A 17357-nucleotide genomic window follows, 5' to 3' on the forward strand; every position below is an offset into this window, starting at 1 on the left:
TTATCGATTAGAATTTCTATTTAATTTAGAATCAAAGCCTGATTTATTTAAAACTCGATTATCGAGTAAAATTCTTTTAGGTTTACCGGTGTAATTTCTATCTTAGGGGGCTTAAAATCTGCCTTATTTATGAAATCACTCCGATTTAGTGTTATATTTCTGTTTTTTAGTTTCTTAACTTTTTGTGTTCATGCGCAGGAAGAATATAATGTAAAAGAACATTACAATAAAACAGAAGTGGAGATACCTATGCGCGACGGTACCAGGCTGCACACTACTATTTATTCTCCAAAAGATACTTCTAAAGAATATCCAATTTTAATGCAGCGTACTCCATATAGCTCAAGACCCTATGGCGAAGATCAATTTCGCTCCTTAATTGGGCCTAATGAGTATTTGATGAAAGAGGGCAATATTATTGTTTATCAGGATGTTCGTGGCCGTTGGATGAGTGAGGGAAAGTACGACAATATGCGTGCTATAATCCCCAATAAAAAAGGAAATGAATTTGATGAGTCCAGTGATACTTACGACACTATAGAATGGCTTATTAATAATGTAGAAAACAATAATGGTAGGGTGGCAACCTGGGGCATTTCGTACCCCGGGCATTATGCGGTGGCTTCTTTGATAGATGCGCATCCGGCCCTAAAAGCTTCGTCACCGCAAGCGGGAATTGGTGATTTCTTTTTTGATGATTTTCACCATAATGGAGCTTATCTATTAAGTTATTGGCGGGCAACGGCACTTTTTGGATACGATAAAACCGGGCCTACTACCGAAAGCTGGTACAGTTTACCCGAATTAGGGACGCAAGATCAGTATCAGTTTTTTTTAGATGTAGGGCCTCTTAGTAACCTGGATAAATATTATGGCGAAGACAATATTTTTTGGCAACAACTAAAAGAGCACCCTAATTATGACGAGTTTTGGCAATCTCGCGGAATTATCCAGCATTTAGAAGACATTAAACCAGCGGTTATGGTTGTGGGTGGTTTGTTTGATGCCGAAGATCTTTATGGCCCGTTTAATACCTACAAAAAGATTGAAGAAACCAGCGATAACTACAATATTATGGTTTTTGGTCCCTGGAGTCACGGCGATTGGGCCAGGCAAACCAAAAGACAGGCCGTAGGGAATGTATATTTTGGTGATAATATCTCTGAAGATTACCAAAAGAATATTGAAACTAAATTCTTTAATCATTTTCTAAAAGGCGATGCTAGAGGAGATTTAGACCTTGCTGAAGCCTATGTTTACGATACCGGAGCCAAAAAATGGAACTCTTATCCTGCCTGGCCTCCAAAAAACACAGAAAAGAAAGTTTTTTATCTTGGGGATAATCAGGATCTAAGCTTAGAAGCTACCAATAATAAAGAAAGCTTTGTAAGTGACCCGGCAAAACCGGTTTCTTACAATAACGAAATTAAAGCTGTATTTACGCCAAGGGAATATATGACGGGAGACCAGCGCTTCGCGGCTAGAAGGCCCGATGTGTTGGTATTTGAAACCGAAGTTTTGGAAGAAGATTTAAAACTAACCGGGGAGATTAAAGCCCGGTTAAAAGTGGCCACTACCGGAACTGCGGCAGATTGGGTTGTAAAAGTAATAGATGTTTATCCACCAGATGCTGAAGATTATGAGGAGACCATGGAGCATTTAGATATGGATAATTACCATATGATGGTACGCAGTGAAGTGATGCGCGGTAGGTTTAGAAATAGTTTCGAAAACCCAGAGCCATTTGAACCGAATAAGAAAACAGAGGTGAATATCACGCTTCAGGATATTAATCATACTTTTAAAAAAGGCCATAAATTGCAAATTCAGGTCCAAAGTACCTGGTTTCCGCTTATAGATAGAAACCCGCAAACTTATGTGCCTAATATTTTTAAAGCTGAAGTAGAAGATTTTCAGCCCCAAACCCATACTGTTTTTGGGGATTCTTCGATAGAATTTTCAGTAATTAAAGAATAACTTATGAGCTTCAGACTAATTCATAAAATCTTCTTTTTTGGTATTCTGGTTTTTATTATTTCCTGTAATCAGCAAAAAGAAAATTATTCCGCAGAAGAAATTGAAGCAAATTCGGCCGAATTGAATCGGTATTTTGAGGAAGAGTTTCAAAAGGATGTGGCTGAATCTCCCATGATGCAAACCCGGCTTGGGCAAAAAACCAACTATGGGAAATGGGACGATTTTTCTCATTTAAAGTACGTAGAAGAACGTAATATGGCAAAAAGACGTTTAGAATACTTAAAAAAAATAGATGCCTCCAGCCTAAACCGGGAAACTCGTTTAAGTTATGAGTTGTATCTTCAAAAGCAGAAAAATCAATTAGAAGATTATAATTATAGGTTTTACAATTACCCGGTAAACCAAATGCATGGTTACCATGCAGAACTTCCCGCATTTTTAATCAATATGCACCGTATAGATTCAATAAGTGATGCCGAAGCTTATATTTCAAGATTAGAAGGATTTCCTGAGGTTATGGAAGACGTTATTGGGAACCTGAAAATACGAGAGCAAAATGGTATTGTACCTCCAAAATTTGTTTTTGATAGGGTCTTGGAATCCAGTAGAAATTTGATTAAGGCTAAACCCTTTGTTAAATCTTCAGAGAACAGCGCTTTGCTTGAAGATTTTAAATTAAAAATAAACGAGCTTAAAATTACTGGTGACCTAAAAAGAGACCTGGTGGCCAAAGCTGAAACTGCGCTCATTAAAAAAGTGAAACCGGCTTATGAAGCTTTAATTTTGTTTCTGGAAAACCAACAAAAACGAGCAAATAGCGATGCGGGAGCCTGGAAGTTTCCAAAAGGGGAGGAGTTTTATGCCTATGCTTTAAAAACAAACACTACTACAAATCTTTCAGCAAATGAAATTCATGAAATAGGATTAAACGAAGTTGCCCGAATTCATGCTGAAATGGAAAAAATAAAGGAAGAAGTTGGTTTTAAAGGAACATTGCAGGATTTCTTTGCGTTTATGCGTGAAGATGAGCAATTTTATTATGCCAATGATTCTTTAGGGAGGCAAAAATACTTAAAAGAGGCTACAGCTATCATCAATACGATGAAAGGAGATTTAGATAAACTTTTTAAAACTACTCCTAATGCAGCATTGGTAGTAAAGCTGGTAGAGCCTTTTAGGGAGAAAAGTGCAGGAAAAGCCTTTTATCAACAACCGGCAAAAGACGGCTCCAGACCGGGAACCTATTATGCAAACTTATACGATATGGCGGCAATGCCTACCTACCAAATGGAAGCTTTGGCTTATCACGAAGGTATCCCAGGGCATCATATGCAAATTGCTATCGCGCAGGAATTAGAGGATGTGCCACAGTTTAGAAAATTTAGTTTTTACACGGCTTATGTTGAAGGTTGGGGACTTTACAGTGAATTGTTGCCAAAGGAAATAGGTTATTACCGAGATCCTTATTCAGATTTTGGAAGATTGGCCATGGAGCTTTGGCGATCTTGTAGGCTGGTAGTAGACACCGGTATTCATGCTAAGAAATGGACTCGGGAAGAGGGGATAGCCTATTATAAAGAGAACACCCCAAATGCTGAAAGTGATTGTATTAAAATGGTAGAAAGGCATATTGTAATGCCCGGCCAGGCAACAGCCTATAAAATTGGAATGAATAAGATTTTAGAGCTAAGGGAGCATGCTAAGGAGCAATTAGGAGAAGATTTTGATATTAGGGAGTTTCACGATGTGATTCTTCTTAATGGAGCCTTACCTTTGAATATCCTTACAGAAAAAGTAAACGCCTGGATTTCTAAAAATAACCTTTAAAATAAAGAAATTGAAAATTTTACAAAAAGAAGACCTTAAAACCGTAAGCCTTGTAAATAACAAAGGTAGCCAATTGGATATTCTAAACTACGGTGCTGCAGTGCTTAAATTTAAACTGGAAGATAAAAGCGGGAACCTTGTAAACGTAGTAGTGAGCCCCCGTGCAGAAGAATTTATTCGTTCGGTTTATAAAGAGCACAATAAATGTTTTGGTGCTTCAGTGGGACGCTACGCAGGTAGGATTTCTAATGGCGAGTTTGAATTGGATGAAACTACTTACAAGCTTTTTGAAAAGGATGGAGTGCATTTGCATGGTGGCCGGGAAGGTTTTCAATATAAAATATGGGAAATTAAGGAGGAAACTACAGCCCCCAACCCTTCGGTTACACTATCTTATCTTAGTAAGGATGGAGAAGAATATTATCCCGGAAACCTTGAGGTTGAAGTGAAATACACCCTTACAGAAGAAAATGAACTGCAAATAGAATATTCGGCACACACCGATAAAAAGACGGTGATTAACCTTACGAATCATACTTATTTTAACCTTAATGGCGGAGGAAGTATAAGCGATCACTTTTTAAAGATTAATGCTGAAAAGATTTTGGAGGTAGATAAAAACTTAATGCCAACCGGAAATTTAACCAAACTAAAAAAGCACCCTAAAAACTTTAGCGAAAGTAAATTAATTGGTAATAGGAGCCTGGATGATAGTTTTGTATTAAAATCTGGAGAAGATGAAGTGGCTGCAAGGCTTTTTGCACCACTAACCGGCATAAAAATGGAGGTAAAGACCAATCAAAAAGCCATGGTAGCTTATGCTCCTGAGACTCTTCCCGAAGACCTAAATTATTATACGCCAATTGCAGAAGAGTATCCTTCGCTTTGTTTGGAAGCTCAGAATTTTCCTGATGCCCCAAACTTTAGGAACTTTCCTGATGCCGTATTAAAACCAGGAGAAACATATTATAACAGAATAAGTTATAAGTTTTTAGTCTCGAAATAACAAGTTTGAACTTCACCCTTATAAAATTTTCTAACATTTAATTTTAACACCCAATTAAATATGGGTTTTTAACAGCTTACTTATGGAATTTGGATTACTAGATCAAATTATTTTTGCAGCATATGCACTTTTAATTGTGGGCGTAGGTTTGTACGTGTCACGAGGAAAAGGAGATTCTTCTGAAGGTTATTTTCTGGCAGACAAAAGCTTGCCCTGGTGGGCCATTGGAGCATCTTTAATAGCTGCCAATATCTCTGCCGAGCAGTTTATTGGTATGTCGGGTTCGGGTTTTGCTATTGGCCTTGCCATTGCCTCCTACGAGTGGATGGCGGCAATTACCTTACTATTGGTTGGGAAATTTTTCCTGCCCATTTTTATTGATAAAGGCTTGTATACTATCCCGGAGTTTATAGAAGTTAGGTATGGCTCTAATTTAAAAACAATTTTGGCAGTCTTTTGGATTTGCCTTTTTGTATTTGTTAACCTAACCTCGGTACTATATCTTGGAGCTACTGCGCTAGATACTATTATGGGTACCGGTGATGGCTCTTTCTTTATATATGCAATTATTGGTCTTGCCTTTTTTGCGGCTGCTTATTCTTTGTATGGCGGACTTTCGGCAGTGGCCTGGACCGATGTTGTACAGGTGGTATTACTAATTATTGGAGGGCTTATTACTACCTTTATCGCATTGTCTCACGTAACCGAAGATGGTGGTGTAATCTCTGGAATGGTTGCGGTTTACGAGCAGGTTCCCGAAAAATTTTCTATGATTCTTGATAAAGGTGAAATTATAACACCAAATGGAAAGGATGCCTGGTGGGACCTTCCAGGCCTTGCTGTTTTAATTGGAGGTTTATGGGTAGCAAACCTATACTATTGGGGGTTTAACCAATATATTATTCAGCGTACCCTGGCAGCAAAAAGCCTTAGGGAATCGCAAAAAGGGATTATCCTGGCCGGATTCTTAAAGTTAATTGTTCCGTTAATTGTAGTTATTCCCGGGATCATTGCCTTCGTAATGAATACGGGACCAGATGGTGCTATTTCCCTGGATTTTACCGATAGTTCTTTCTTTAGTGATACTGGAAATATTATAAATGATAACGCCGCCCCATGGCTTATTCAGGAATTTGTACCGGCAGGTTTAAAAGGATTGGTATTGGCAGCTCTTGCTGCAGCTATTGTTTCTTCGGTAGCTTCTATGCTTAACTCTACAGCCACTATTTTTACCATGGATATTTATAAACCATATTTTGGTAAGAATTCTTCGGAAAAGAATCTTGTAAAAGTAGGAAGGCTTTCTGCAACTGCTGCTTTGGTGATAGCCGTAATTCTTGCTCCGCAATTAAAGAACTTAGGTCAGGTATTCCAGTATATTCAGGAGTATACAGGGGTGGTTAGTCCCGGAATTTTAGCCGTATTTATGTTAGGTTTATTCTGGAAAAAGACCACAAACAAAGCTGCTATATTTGGTGTGCTGGCTTCTATCCCAATCGCTTTATTCTTTAAAGTAGGACCTAACGGATGGATAGACAGTGCTATATTTGTAACCCTTCCGTTTATGCATCAAATGATGATAACCTGGTTATTAACCATGCTGATTATGGTAGTAATTAGTTTGGCTGAAAATAAAGGGCGTGATCACGAAAAAGGGATTGAACTTAGCAGTAAATTGTTTAATACTGGCCCGGCATTTAATATTGGTGCCTTTGCAATCCTTTTAATTGTTACTATGCTTTACGCCATGTTCTGGTAAATAAAAAAATAAAGGGATTGTCTGGAAAGTCTTTAAACTTTGAAATTTACGTATATACTTAAGGCTTTTTAGACAATCTCTCTTTTTACGGAATATATCTTAAATGATGCTTTCGGAACTAATAAGAGGTTTTTAATTGAGAAATAATAATTTTTTAATCCTGAGTATTTTTAAGGGATAACCTATGTAAACCCAAACTTTTAAAATATAAATGATTCGACTCCAGGAAGATTTTTACAGTAAGAACGATAAAATGTATGTCGCTACCGATTGTATAATTTTTGGTTTCGATGAAGGTAAACTAAAGCTATTAATATTTAGAAGAAGGGTTGAACCTTTAAAAAATTCCTGGTCTTTAATAGGGAGTTTTGTAAGATTGGAAGAGGATGTAGACCAGGCGGCAAAACGTGTCCTAACAGAAATTACCGGTTTGGAAAATGTGTTTATGGAAGAACTTAGAAGCTACGGTAAAGCTGAAAGGGATCCCGGTTTTCGTTCAATTTCCATAGGGCAATATGCATTGATTAGATTAGATGAATATGATAAAGAACTGGTTAAAAAGCATGGGGCACATTGGTATGAAATAGATAAATTACCAGAATTGGTATTGGATCATAATCAAATGGTGGAAGATGCTTTAGAGCGATTAAAAAGAAAAGCCAGGTATAAACCCATTGGTTTTGAATTACTCCCTGAAAAATTTACTATTCCGCAGTTACAACAGCTTTATGAAGCTATTTACCAGAAAGAATTGGATGCACGAAACTTTCGTAAAAAGGTGTTATCTCTTAATGTGCTTGTAAAACTAGACGAAAAAGATAAATCTACTTCCCGTAGAGGGGCTTTTCTCTATAAATTTGATCATGAGAATTATCAGGAGCTTCTAGAGTCAGGTTATGATTTTAAAATAGCCTAAGACTTAAAAACAGCATTTAAAAATTAGTTAAGAAAAATCTAAAAAATAATTTACCGAAAAAATTTTTTTTCTAAATAATAATTGTAAAATTTACATTTATTGTAAAATGCTTTGCAAATTACAATTTACTGAGATAATTGCTTTTAAGCTTAAAAGCTCGTAGTTTTTATCTCTAAAATAGTAACCAGCCAAAACCAATTATTATGAATAAAAATTTTTCAAGAAGAGATGCTCTAAAAAGCATTGCCATAGGCTCAGGAGTTTTAAGTATTGGTGGCGTAGCCTCTTCTTTTGCTGCTATGAATTATATAGACAATAAAACTTTCTTAAATAAGCCTAAAAATAACATCAAGCATTCGGTTTGTCGTTGGTGCTTTCAGGATATTCCTTTAGATAAGTTTGCAAAAACCTGTGCCAGCATGGGGATTCAGGCAATAGACCTTTTAAAACCTTCCGAGTGGAAGACAGTAGAGGAGTATGGATTGGTTTGTTCTATGGCTACTGATGATTTTGCCAGTATTGAAAACGGATTTAATGAGCCGGAAAATCATAGTAATCTTCAGGAAAAATATCGCGGCTTAATTAATAAAGCTTCCAGGCATAATATAAAAAACGTGATTGTTTTTTCTGGAAACCGACGAGGTATGGATGAGGAAACCGGAATTAAAAATTGTGCAAAAGGATTAAAGCCACTACTGAAGTATGCAAAAAAGAAAAATGTTACTCTGGTTATGGAGCTTCTTAATAGTAAGGTTGATCATCCCGATTATATGGCAGATCACACCGCATGGGGAGTTGCCCTGGCTAAAGAAATCCAGGCAGATAATTTTAAACTTCTTTTTGATATTTACCATATGCAGGTTATGGAAGGTGATATAATTGCTAGTATTAAAAAGAACTATAACTATATTGGTCATTATCATACAGCCGGAGTTCCGGGGAGAAACGAAATTGATGATACTCAGGAGTTATTTTATCCGGCAATTATGAAGGCAATTGTAGATACCGGCTTTACCGGTTATGTAGCCCAGGAATTTATTCCCACCAACCCTGATGAAATTTTATCGCTAAGAAAGGCCATTGAAATTTGTGATGTTTAGTTTCAAAAATAAAAATGGCGAGGGAATATCATTTAAATAAACTTAGAAAACGGAAAATATATAAAACGGCTTAGGTTAGTTTATATATTCTTTACACTGAATTTATTTTAACTTTTAAATAATTCAAATAAGCTCTAATCAAGACAAGCTTGGTGATAGTATTTTTGAGAGTTCATTTTAAAATATTTTAGAGCAATAAACAAAACAGCCTTTTGAAATTTTCAAAAGGCTGTTTTTTATCTAATCTAACAAGAGCTATCTATCCACATTTAGAAGAACCGCAATCCTGACAGGTAAGGCAACCTTCCTGATAGATAAGATTAGATGAATTACAATTTTGGCATTTTTGTTTTTTTGCAACAGTACCATCTGCAATAAAGCGTTTTAAGGCTCTGGCAACTCCATTTTTCCAGGTGTTTATAGATTCACTGTCCAGTTGTAAGCTGCTTATTAAGTCTACTACCTTTTCAATTGGCATACCATGCCTAAGAGTAGTAGAGATTAATTTCGCATAATTCCAGTATTCTGGATTAAATTTATGAGACAGGCCTTCAATAGTTGTCTTGTACCCTCGTTTATTTTGATACTGGAAATCGTAACGAGAAGTTCCGTCTTCATTTCTGGCTTTAATAATAACACCTTCAGTAACCCAACGAGGCAATAAAATTCCTTCTTCATCGTCGGCAAAACCGGTAAAGATTTCGTAAGGTCTGTCGTCTATCAAGCCAATAAAAGCAATCCATTTGTCTTTATTGTTCTGGAAACGAACTACATCTGCGGTTAATGTTTGCGGACGTGTAGTTGGGAATGGTGTATTATTTTCTTCTTCTGTTTCTTCTTTTTTCTCGTCATTAGAAATTAAAACTCCAGAACGAGAACCATCACGGTATACTGTAACACCTTTACAGCCTGCTTGCCAGGCCTCTAGATATAATTCGCCTACCAATTCTTCAGTGGCATCGTTTGGTAAATTAATAGTCACACTAATAGAGTGGTCTACCCATTTTTGTACTGCCCCTTGCATTCTTACCTTGCTTAGCCAATCTACATCATTAGAAGTAGCCTTATAGTAAGGAGAAGCTTTAACCAACTTATCTAATTCTTCTTGCGTATAATCATCGGTTATGGCGTGACCGTTTACTTGCATCCATTCTTTAAAACGGTGGTGGAAAACTACGTATTCCTCCCATGAATCGCCAACTTCGTCTACAAAATCTACTCGTGAATCCTTATCGTTCGGATTTACTTTTCTTCTTCTTTTATAAACAGGCATAAATACCGGCTCAATTCCAGAGCTTGTTTGCGTCATTAAACTAGTAGTTCCGGTAGGGGCTATAGTGAGTAATGCAATATTACGACGACCATATTCCAGCATATCGTAATACAATTTCTCATCGGCTTCTTTAAGTCGAAGGATAAATGGATTTTCTTTTTCCCTTTCAGAATCAAAAATTCCAAAAGCACCTCTATCTTTCGCGGCGTAAACTGAAGCTCTATATGCTTCTAAAGCAATGGTTTTGTGTATTTCTACTGAAAAATCTACACCTTCGTCACTTCCATATTTTATACCTAAAGCGGCTAACATATCACCTTCTGCGGTGATTCCTATTCCGGTTCTTCTACCTTCTTTTGCTTTGGCTTGTATATTCTTCCAAAGGTTATATTCTACACCTTTAATTTCATTTCCTTCAGGGTCTGCTTCAATTTTTGCAAGGATAGCATCAATCTTCTCTAGTTCAAGATCAATGATATCATCCATGATACGTTGCGCAGCTGCGATGTGTTTTTTGAAAAGTTCAAAGTTGAAAGAAGCATCTTTCGTAAACGGATTCTCTACATAAGAAAATAAGTTTATCGCTAATAACCTGCAAGAATCGTAAGGACAAAGTGGAATCTCACCACAAGGGTTAGTTGAAACCGTTTTGTAACCAAGATCTGCATAACAATCTGGTACCGACTCGTTAATTACCGTATCCCAGAAAAGGATTCCCGGTTCTGCCGATTTCCAGGCGTTATGTACTATTTTTTTCCAAAGCTTATTGGCTTCAATCTCTTTAGATTTCTTAGGATTTTCACTAAAAATTGGATATTTCTGAACATAATTGCGCTCCTCTTTAACCGCACGCATAAAATCGTCATCAATTCTCACTGAAACATTGGCCCCGGTTACCTTGCCCTGCTCCATTTTAGCGTCTATAAAGTCTTCAGAATCAGGGTGATTTATAGAAACCGAAAGCATTAGTGCTCCACGACGGCCGTCCTGGGCAACTTCGCGGGTAGAGTTAGAGTAACGTTCCATAAAAGGAACTATCCCGGTAGATGTAAGGGCCGAGTTCTTAACTGCCGATCCTTTTGGGCGAATATGAGATAGGTCATGCCCAACACCACCACGACGCTTCATAAGTTGCACCTGCTCCTGGTCTATTTTCATGATTCCGCCATAAGAGTCTGAATCACCATCGTTGCCAATAACAAAACAGTTAGAAAGGGATGCAATTTGATAGGGGTTTCCTATACCCGCCATAGGGCTACCTTGGGGAACAATATATTTAAAGTCTTTAATAAGGTCAAAAACCTCATCTTCACTCATTGGGTTTGGGTAGCGTTGCTCTACACGGGAAATTTCCTTTGCAATTCTACGATGCATATCGTTTGGCGTAAGCTCATAAATATTCCCTTCAGAATCTTTAAGCGCATACTTATTTACCCACACCCGTGCGGCTAAATCATCTCCCTTAAAATAGTCAAGCGAAGCTTTAAAGGCCTCTTCCTGGCTATAGATTTTAGGAGTGGCGGTAGTAGTGTTCACACCCATATTAATTTTAGATTTTGGATTAGTAATAGTTTCAAGCAGACTGTAAATATAGACAAAGAAGTATAAGAATATAAAATCCTGTTGAAAAAAGTTATCAAACAAAAATTGTTAATAAACTGTTTATCAGTAAATTGTAAATTTATCAACATTTGTAAGTTGACAAATTTGTAAAAAAATATAATTTAAACTTGTGCATTAAATAACTGCTTTTTTGTTAAGCTTAAACGACCTAAATGTTATTTTTTGTTATAAATTGAGGTGTTACAGTGTTTTAATTTTAATTAATTAGTAAACTACCTCTGGGTAAGCCAACGAGGCATTCGTTGGAAACAAGTTTTTAATTTCGAAGAAAGCCTCGGGATATTATATCCTTTGGCGGTGCCAATAAATAATTGAATGTGAAAAATGGGGTTTAATACTATGTCACCACAGCCAATGATTTCCTACCGGCCGATATCAATTAATTTTTAGGGGTGGCAAAGTCTGAAAAAAAAGGCTAATCTGGTTTAAGAAAAACGCGGGTTTATAAAAATAAAGAGGCTGGTTGAGCTAACAACCAGCCAATCTTTGAATTAACACCTATGAAAATTCAAAATAAAACCTATTTTGTTATGGAATAAATTGAATATCCATTCGCCGGAGCTTCAATCGTGACCATTCCGTTTTCATCGGAGGTAGGGACATAATTTGAGTTGTTACTGTTGTTTAATATAGTAACACTATTTCAATTAATTTGAACGTTTTCCGTTTAATTATTTTGGTCGCTAATATATATAATTAATCTCGGTTTTTTTTGTATCCTTTTGTTTTTTAGAAATAAATTCATTTAAACTTTATAAAAAGCGTGTGTATTCCTATTAATTGGTCTTCTTTAATAATCATAAGCCTTTTTCTTTAAAAAAAAATAAAACTTCAGAAGAAGAAAAAGTTTTGGCTTTTAAGAGAGAAAAAGACGGGGCAAAACTCATTTTTATAGCGAATATGAGTAAGAAAAATATCAATTTTAATATTCAATTAGATGGAATATTTAAAAATTATTTTTCAGGAGAGACATTTACAATCTCAAAAGAAAAAGATATGAAATTAGAAGCCTGGGAGTATCTGATCTTGATAAATAAATAATTTTTTTACTAAAAAAATAAAAACAGGTCTCGCAAAAAGTTATTTTTCTTAGTTATTAACCGAAAACGTTTTAGTTTTTTAGGAAATTAGGTTATATGGTAGAATTAAAATAGCTTTGACCTAATGGCAAAGAAAATTAATAAAATAGCAGTCTTAACATCCGGTGGAGATGCTCCCGGGATGAATGCCGCCATTAGAGCGGTTGTTAGATCCTGTTCATATTATAACCTGGGGTGCGTTGGTGTTTACCGAGGCTACCAGGGGCTTATAGAAAAGGATTTTGAAGATCTTACCGCTAGATCGGTTAGGAATATTATTAATAAAGGAGGAACTTTTCTTAAATCTTCCAGATCTGAAGAATTTAAAACTAAAGAAGGAAGAAAGAAAGCTTACAAGAACCTTTCGGATGCCGGTATAGATGCTTTGGTGGTCATTGGAGGTGACGGAACCTTTACGGGTGGCCTTTACTTTAGTGGTGAATTCAACTTTCCAATTGTAGGAATTCCTGCTACCATAGATAACGATATTAATGGAACCGATTATACTTTAGGTTACGATACCGCTTTAAATACGGTAGTAGAGGCTATAGATAAGATTCGCGATACAGCAAGTTCTCATAACCGCTTGTTTTTAATTGAAGTTATGGGGCGTGACGCAGGAGATATTGCTTTGAATAGTGGTATTGGGGCTGGTGCCGAAGAAGTATTGCTTCCCGAAGAAGACGGCGGGATTCAGCGAATGATGGAGTCTTTGGAGAAAAGTAAAAAATCAGGAAAAACTTCCAGTATTATCGTAGTAGCTGAAGGTGAGAAGAGTGGTAAAAATATTTTTCAATTAGCCGAAGTTATTTCGGAAAGTCACAAAGAATATGATATTAGAGTCTCTGTGCTGGGTCATATTCAAAGAGGAGGTTCCCCAAGTTGTTTTGATCGTGTTCTGGCCAGTAAGCTTGGCGTTGGTGCGGTTGAAGCATTAACCGATGGTAAAACCAATATCATGGTGGGAGTGGATCATAAAAAAGTGGTGCATGTGCCTTTGGAAACCGCTTTAAAAGAAGACAGGGAATTTGATCAGGAATTAAGAAGGGTGGCAAACATCACTTCTGTGTAAATTTTTTAAAATTTAAATTATGAGTACAAAAATTGGAATTAATGGTTTTGGCCGAATTGGACGTATAGCGTTTAGAATCGCGGCTGAAAAAAGTGACGTAGAAGTTGTAGCAATAAACGATTTGTTAGATGTAGATCATTTGGCATATATGCTGAAATATGACTCTGTTCACGGTAAATTTAAAGGAGATGTTGCTGTTAAAGACGGAAACCTTGTAGTAAACGGTAAAGATATTCGTATTACAGCAGAAAAAAATCCAGAAGACCTTAAATGGGGAGATGTAGGAGTAGACGTTGTTGTTGATTGTACCGGAATTTTTAAAGAAAAAGATAGCGCAAGTGCCCACCTTAAAGCAGGTGCTAAGAAAGTTGTGATTTCTGCACCTTCTAAAACCGCACCTATGTTTGTAATGGGTGTAAACCACCAGGATGTAAAGCCGGAAGATACTATAGTTTCTAATGCTTCTTGTACAACTAACTGTCTTGCACCACTTGCCAAAGTAATAGATGATGAGTTTGGTCTTGTTGAAGGTTTAATGACCACGGTTCATGCAACTACAGCTACTCAGCTTACAGTAGATGGGCCATCAGCAAAAGATTTTAGAGGAGGTAGAAGTGCACTTATGAATATTATACCTTCTTCAACTGGAGCAGCCGTAGCAGTAGGTAAAGTAATTCCTAAGTTAGATGGAAAACTTACCGGAATGGCTTTTAGAGTTCCAACTGCCGATGTTTCTGTGGTAGACCTTACAGTTAAAACAGAAAAATCTGTAAGTTACGACGATGTAAAAGCTGCATTCAAAAAAGCTTCAGAAGGCTCTTACAATGGAGTGATTTCTTATACAGAGGATGCTGTTGTTTCTCAAGATTACGTATCAGATGCACATACCTGTAATTTCGATGCTGAAGCTGGTATAGCTCTTAACGATAACTTTTTTAAACTAATCGCTTGGTATGATAACGAGTATGGTTATTCAGCCAAACTTTTGGATTTAGCGGCACACGTTAATTCAATTTAATATTTTACATTAGAGCCTGAAGAAAGTTATGCTTAGGTTTTTCCTCTTAGCGCTTTCCTCAGGCTTTTTAATTTAAATCATATTCATATAAATGATACTAATAGCTGACGGTGGATCAACAAAATGCGACTGGATTTTACTTAGTGCAACGGGAGAAGAATTACTTAGAACCCGTACTAAAGGCTTAAATCCCGCGGTATTTCCAGAGGTAGTGCTGGAACAACGTGTTGAAGAAAATGCCGATTTAAGAGAAGTAAAGGATAAAGTAGAACGAGTACATTTTTACGGTGCTGGTTGTGGTACTGAAACACCTAGTAAACTATTGCAAGGAATTTTCACCAATTTCTTCACCAATGTAGAGGAAGTGATAATTTTGGAAGATATGGTGGCTGCTGTTTATGCGGCGACTACAGAGCCTGGAATTGTTTGTATTCTTGGTACAGGATCCAATAGCTGTTTCTTTGACGGTAAAGATATACATCAGTCAGTTGATTCCCTGGGATATATTCTTATGGATGAAGCTAGTGGGAACTATTTTGGAAAAAGGCTTATCAGAGATTATTATTACAAAAGAATGCCTCCTGAACTTTCAGTAGAATTCGGTAAGAAATACAATCTTGATTCTGATGAGATTAAGAAAAACCTTTATCGTAAGGAAAATCCAAATACATATTTAGCATCATTTGCTGAATTTATCTTTTCTAACGAACGTAATGGATATTTCTATAAATTAGTTCACGAGGGTATTACCGATTTTATGCATTCTCGCGTAATGTGTTACAAACAAGCGCAAAATACACCGGTACACTTTATTGGAACAATTGCTCATTTTAGCGAAGATATCATACGGGCAGTAGCGCAACCTTATGGGATTGAAATAGGAAATATTGTACGCAGACCCATTGATGGGTTAATAGAATATTATAGAGAAAAAGTGCTTGTTGCTAAATAGTAAGTTTTTCTTGTAAAATTTAGTACATTTAGGAAATTTTGTTCTTAAATGTTAGTAAAGGTTTATGGGAGTGCTGTATTTGGGGTAGAGGCTACAACAATTACTATAGAGGTAAATGTGGCAACTGGTATTGGTTATCATCTGGTAGGGCTACCCGATAATGCCGTAAGGGAGAGTAGTTTTAGAATTGCGGCAGCCCTTCAGAATAACAAGTATAAATTTCCCGGAAAGAAAATTATTGTTAATATGGCACCGGCAGACCTTAGAAAGGAAGGTTCTGCCTACGACCTTAGCTTAAGTCTTGGGATTTTGGCAGCTTCAGGCCAAATCAATGCTAAAAATATATCAAACTATATTATTATGGGTGAGCTTTCGTTAGACGGAAGCTTACAACCTATAAAGGGAGCCTTGCCCATTGCTATTAAGGCTAAGGAAGAGGGTTTTAAAGGTTTTATCCTTCCTAAACAAAATGCGAAAGAGGCTGCAATAGTAAGCGGACTTGATGTATATGGGGTAGAAAATATCACCGAAGTCATTAACTTTTTTGACAAAGATGAAGCTTTAGAACCTACCTTAATAAACACACGCGAAGAATTCTATAAAAGCCTGGATCATCCGGAACATGATTTTGCCGATGTAAAAGGTCAGGAATCTATAAAGCGCTGTATGGAAATAGCTGCAGCCGGTGGACACAATATTATTTTAATAGGTCCTCCTGGAGCAGGTAAAACCATGCTTGCTAAACGCTTGCCTAGTATTTTGCCTCCAATGAGTTTACATGAGGCCCTGGAAACCACAAAAATACATAGTGTGGTGGGAAGGGTGAAGGAGCATGTAGGTTTAATGTCTCAAAGACCTTTTAGGAGTCCCCATCATACAATTTCAGATGTAGCGCTGGTTGGTGGTGGAGCTTACCCTCAACCGGGTGAAATTTCGCTTTCTCATAATGGGGTTTTGTTTTTAGATGAATTACCCGAATTTAAACGCGGTGTTTTAGAGGTGATGCGCCAACCGTTGGAAGATAGGGAGGTTACTATTTCCCGGGCTAAATTTACCGTAACTTATCCTTCGAGTTTTATGTTGGTGGCTAGTATGAACCCCAGTCCCAGTGGTTATTTTAATGATCCAGATGCGCCGGCAACATCTTCTCCCGCAGAAATGCAACGTTATTTAGGTAAAATTAGCGGGCCTCTTTTAGATAGAATAGATATTCATATTGAAGTGACCCCAGTGCCATTTGAAAAGTTAAGTGAAGAAAGACGGGGTGAAAGCAGTGTGGAAATTAGGAAAAGGGTAACACAGGCACGCCAGCTTCAAACCCAACGTTTTGAAGAATCTGATTCGGTTCATTATAATGCGCAAATGAGTGTGGGGCAAATTCGGGAATTTTGTGCTTTAGACGAGTCTTCAAAAGCATTGCTTAAAACCGCGATGGAACGTTTAAACCTTTCTGCACGTGCCTACGATCGTATTTTAAAAGTCTCCAGAACCATTGCCGATTTAGAAAACTCAGAGAGTATTCATGGAAATCATATCAGTGAAGCTATTCAATACCGAAGCCTGGATCGCGATGGATGGCTAGGTTAATTTTTAAGTAAATTTTGATATTTTTAAAAGCTTTGCTCTTTAAATTTTGTCAACTTTTAATTTATATTTACCTCTTAAAGAAATACATATATTTAAATTCAGCTTGTTTTAACCTTTCGTTGGCTCGTGAGAGCATTTGAAGGAGTTTGTTTGCTAAGACCGGACTAT

At 36.9% G+C, this 17357-nt stretch carries 13 protein-coding genes; 11 read left to right on the forward strand and 2 right to left on the reverse strand.

Annotated elements, in window-relative coordinates:
• Positions 1-129: 129 nt before the first annotated feature.
• From I6U50_RS06470 to I6U50_RS06495, 6 genes are all read left to right on the forward strand, one after another.
• Entirely contained in the window at positions 130-1977 is a 1848-nt protein-coding gene (locus tag I6U50_RS06470; RefSeq protein ID WP_198638259.1) for a CocE/NonD family hydrolase, read from the forward strand.
• A gap of 3 nt (positions 1978-1980) precedes the next feature.
• Entirely contained in the window at positions 1981-3804 is a 1824-nt protein-coding gene (locus tag I6U50_RS06475) for a DUF885 domain-containing protein (RefSeq protein ID WP_198638260.1), read from the forward strand.
• Between the two features lie 10 nt (positions 3805-3814).
• Complete coding sequence (locus tag I6U50_RS06480; RefSeq protein ID WP_227740288.1) at positions 3815-4810, forward strand: aldose epimerase family protein; 996 nt, start codon at positions 3815-3817, stop codon at positions 4808-4810.
• 82 nt (positions 4811-4892) lie between these two features.
• Entirely contained in the window at positions 4893-6569 is a 1677-nt protein-coding gene (locus I6U50_RS06485; RefSeq protein WP_193709997.1) for a sodium/sugar symporter, read from the forward strand.
• A 211-nt stretch (positions 6570-6780) separates the two neighbouring features.
• Complete coding sequence (locus I6U50_RS06490) at positions 6781-7485, forward strand: NUDIX hydrolase (protein ID WP_193709996.1); 705 nt, start codon at positions 6781-6783, stop codon at positions 7483-7485.
• A gap of 203 nt (positions 7486-7688) precedes the next feature.
• Entirely contained in the window at positions 7689-8585 is an 897-nt protein-coding gene (locus I6U50_RS06495) for a hydroxypyruvate isomerase family protein (protein WP_198638261.1), read from the forward strand.
• A 259-nt stretch (positions 8586-8844) separates the two neighbouring features.
• On the opposite strand, the gene I6U50_RS06500 is transcribed toward I6U50_RS06495, so the two are convergent.
• Positions 8845-11400: an adenosylcobalamin-dependent ribonucleoside-diphosphate reductase gene (locus I6U50_RS06500; protein WP_193709994.1), complete on the reverse strand. Its 2556-nt coding sequence runs from the start codon at positions 11398-11400 to the stop codon at positions 8845-8847.
• Between the two features lie 601 nt (positions 11401-12001).
• Positions 12002-12112 carry an alpha-amylase domain-containing protein gene (locus I6U50_RS15910; RefSeq protein ID WP_193710020.1) on the reverse strand — a complete coding sequence of 37 codons (111 nt, stop codon included), beginning with the start codon at positions 12110-12112 and terminating at the stop codon, positions 12002-12004.
• Positions 12113-12261: 149 nt separating this feature from the next.
• On the opposite strand from I6U50_RS15910, the gene I6U50_RS06510 reads away from it, so the two are divergent.
• The 5 genes from I6U50_RS06510 to I6U50_RS06530 all read left to right on the forward strand — a co-directional run bounded on the left by I6U50_RS06510 (position 12262) and on the right by I6U50_RS06530 (position 17189).
• Positions 12262-12522 (forward strand): alpha-glucosidase C-terminal domain-containing protein, encoded by a 261-nt coding sequence (locus I6U50_RS06510; RefSeq protein ID WP_262894729.1) that lies wholly within the window; start codon positions 12262-12264, stop codon positions 12520-12522.
• A 123-nt stretch (positions 12523-12645) separates the two neighbouring features.
• Positions 12646-13632, forward strand: coding sequence for a 6-phosphofructokinase (gene pfkA, locus I6U50_RS06515; RefSeq protein WP_193709992.1), 987 nt, complete (start codon positions 12646-12648; stop codon positions 13630-13632).
• Positions 13633-13651: 19 nt separating this feature from the next.
• The gene (gene gap, locus I6U50_RS06520; protein WP_193709991.1) at positions 13652-14650 is read left to right on the forward strand and encodes a type I glyceraldehyde-3-phosphate dehydrogenase; all 999 of its coding nucleotides are present in this window, start codon (positions 13652-13654) and stop codon (positions 14648-14650) included.
• A gap of 91 nt (positions 14651-14741) precedes the next feature.
• The gene (locus I6U50_RS06525; protein ID WP_193709990.1) at positions 14742-15602 is read left to right on the forward strand and encodes an N-acetylglucosamine kinase; all 861 of its coding nucleotides are present in this window, start codon (positions 14742-14744) and stop codon (positions 15600-15602) included.
• Between the two features lie 48 nt (positions 15603-15650).
• Positions 15651-17189 (forward strand): YifB family Mg chelatase-like AAA ATPase, encoded by a 1539-nt coding sequence (locus I6U50_RS06530; protein WP_198638262.1) that lies wholly within the window; start codon positions 15651-15653, stop codon positions 17187-17189.
• Positions 17190-17357 lie beyond the last annotated feature (168 nt).

This window comes from Salegentibacter maritimus, from assembly GCF_016236975.1.
Lineage (GTDB): Bacteria > Bacteroidota > Bacteroidia > Flavobacteriales > Flavobacteriaceae > Salegentibacter > Salegentibacter maritimus.

What these genes read in the sequence shown, in the direction of transcription:
- I6U50_RS06495 (WP_198638261.1), top strand. Translation starts at nt 7,689, where the DNA reads ATGAATAAAAATTTTTCAAGAAGAGATGCTCTAAAAAGCATTGCCATA.
- I6U50_RS06490 (WP_193709996.1), top strand. Translation starts at nt 6,781, where the DNA reads ATGATTCGACTCCAGGAAGATTTTTACAGTAAGAACGATAAAATGTAT.
- I6U50_RS06530 (WP_198638262.1), top strand. Translation starts at nt 15,651, where the DNA reads ATGTTAGTAAAGGTTTATGGGAGTGCTGTATTTGGGGTAGAGGCTACA.
- I6U50_RS06525 (WP_193709990.1), top strand. Translation starts at nt 14,742, where the DNA reads ATGATACTAATAGCTGACGGTGGATCAACAAAATGCGACTGGATTTTA.
- I6U50_RS06470 (WP_198638259.1), top strand. Translation starts at nt 130, where the DNA reads ATGAAATCACTCCGATTTAGTGTTATATTTCTGTTTTTTAGTTTCTTA.
- I6U50_RS06500 (WP_193709994.1), bottom strand. Translation starts at nt 11,400, where the DNA reads ATGGGTGTGAACACTACTACCGCCACTCCTAAAATCTATAGCCAGGAA.
- I6U50_RS06475 (WP_198638260.1), top strand. Translation starts at nt 1,981, where the DNA reads ATGAGCTTCAGACTAATTCATAAAATCTTCTTTTTTGGTATTCTGGTT.
- pfkA (WP_193709992.1), top strand. Translation starts at nt 12,646, where the DNA reads ATGGCAAAGAAAATTAATAAAATAGCAGTCTTAACATCCGGTGGAGAT.
- I6U50_RS06485 (WP_193709997.1), top strand. Translation starts at nt 4,893, where the DNA reads ATGGAATTTGGATTACTAGATCAAATTATTTTTGCAGCATATGCACTT.
- gap (WP_193709991.1), top strand. Translation starts at nt 13,652, where the DNA reads ATGAGTACAAAAATTGGAATTAATGGTTTTGGCCGAATTGGACGTATA.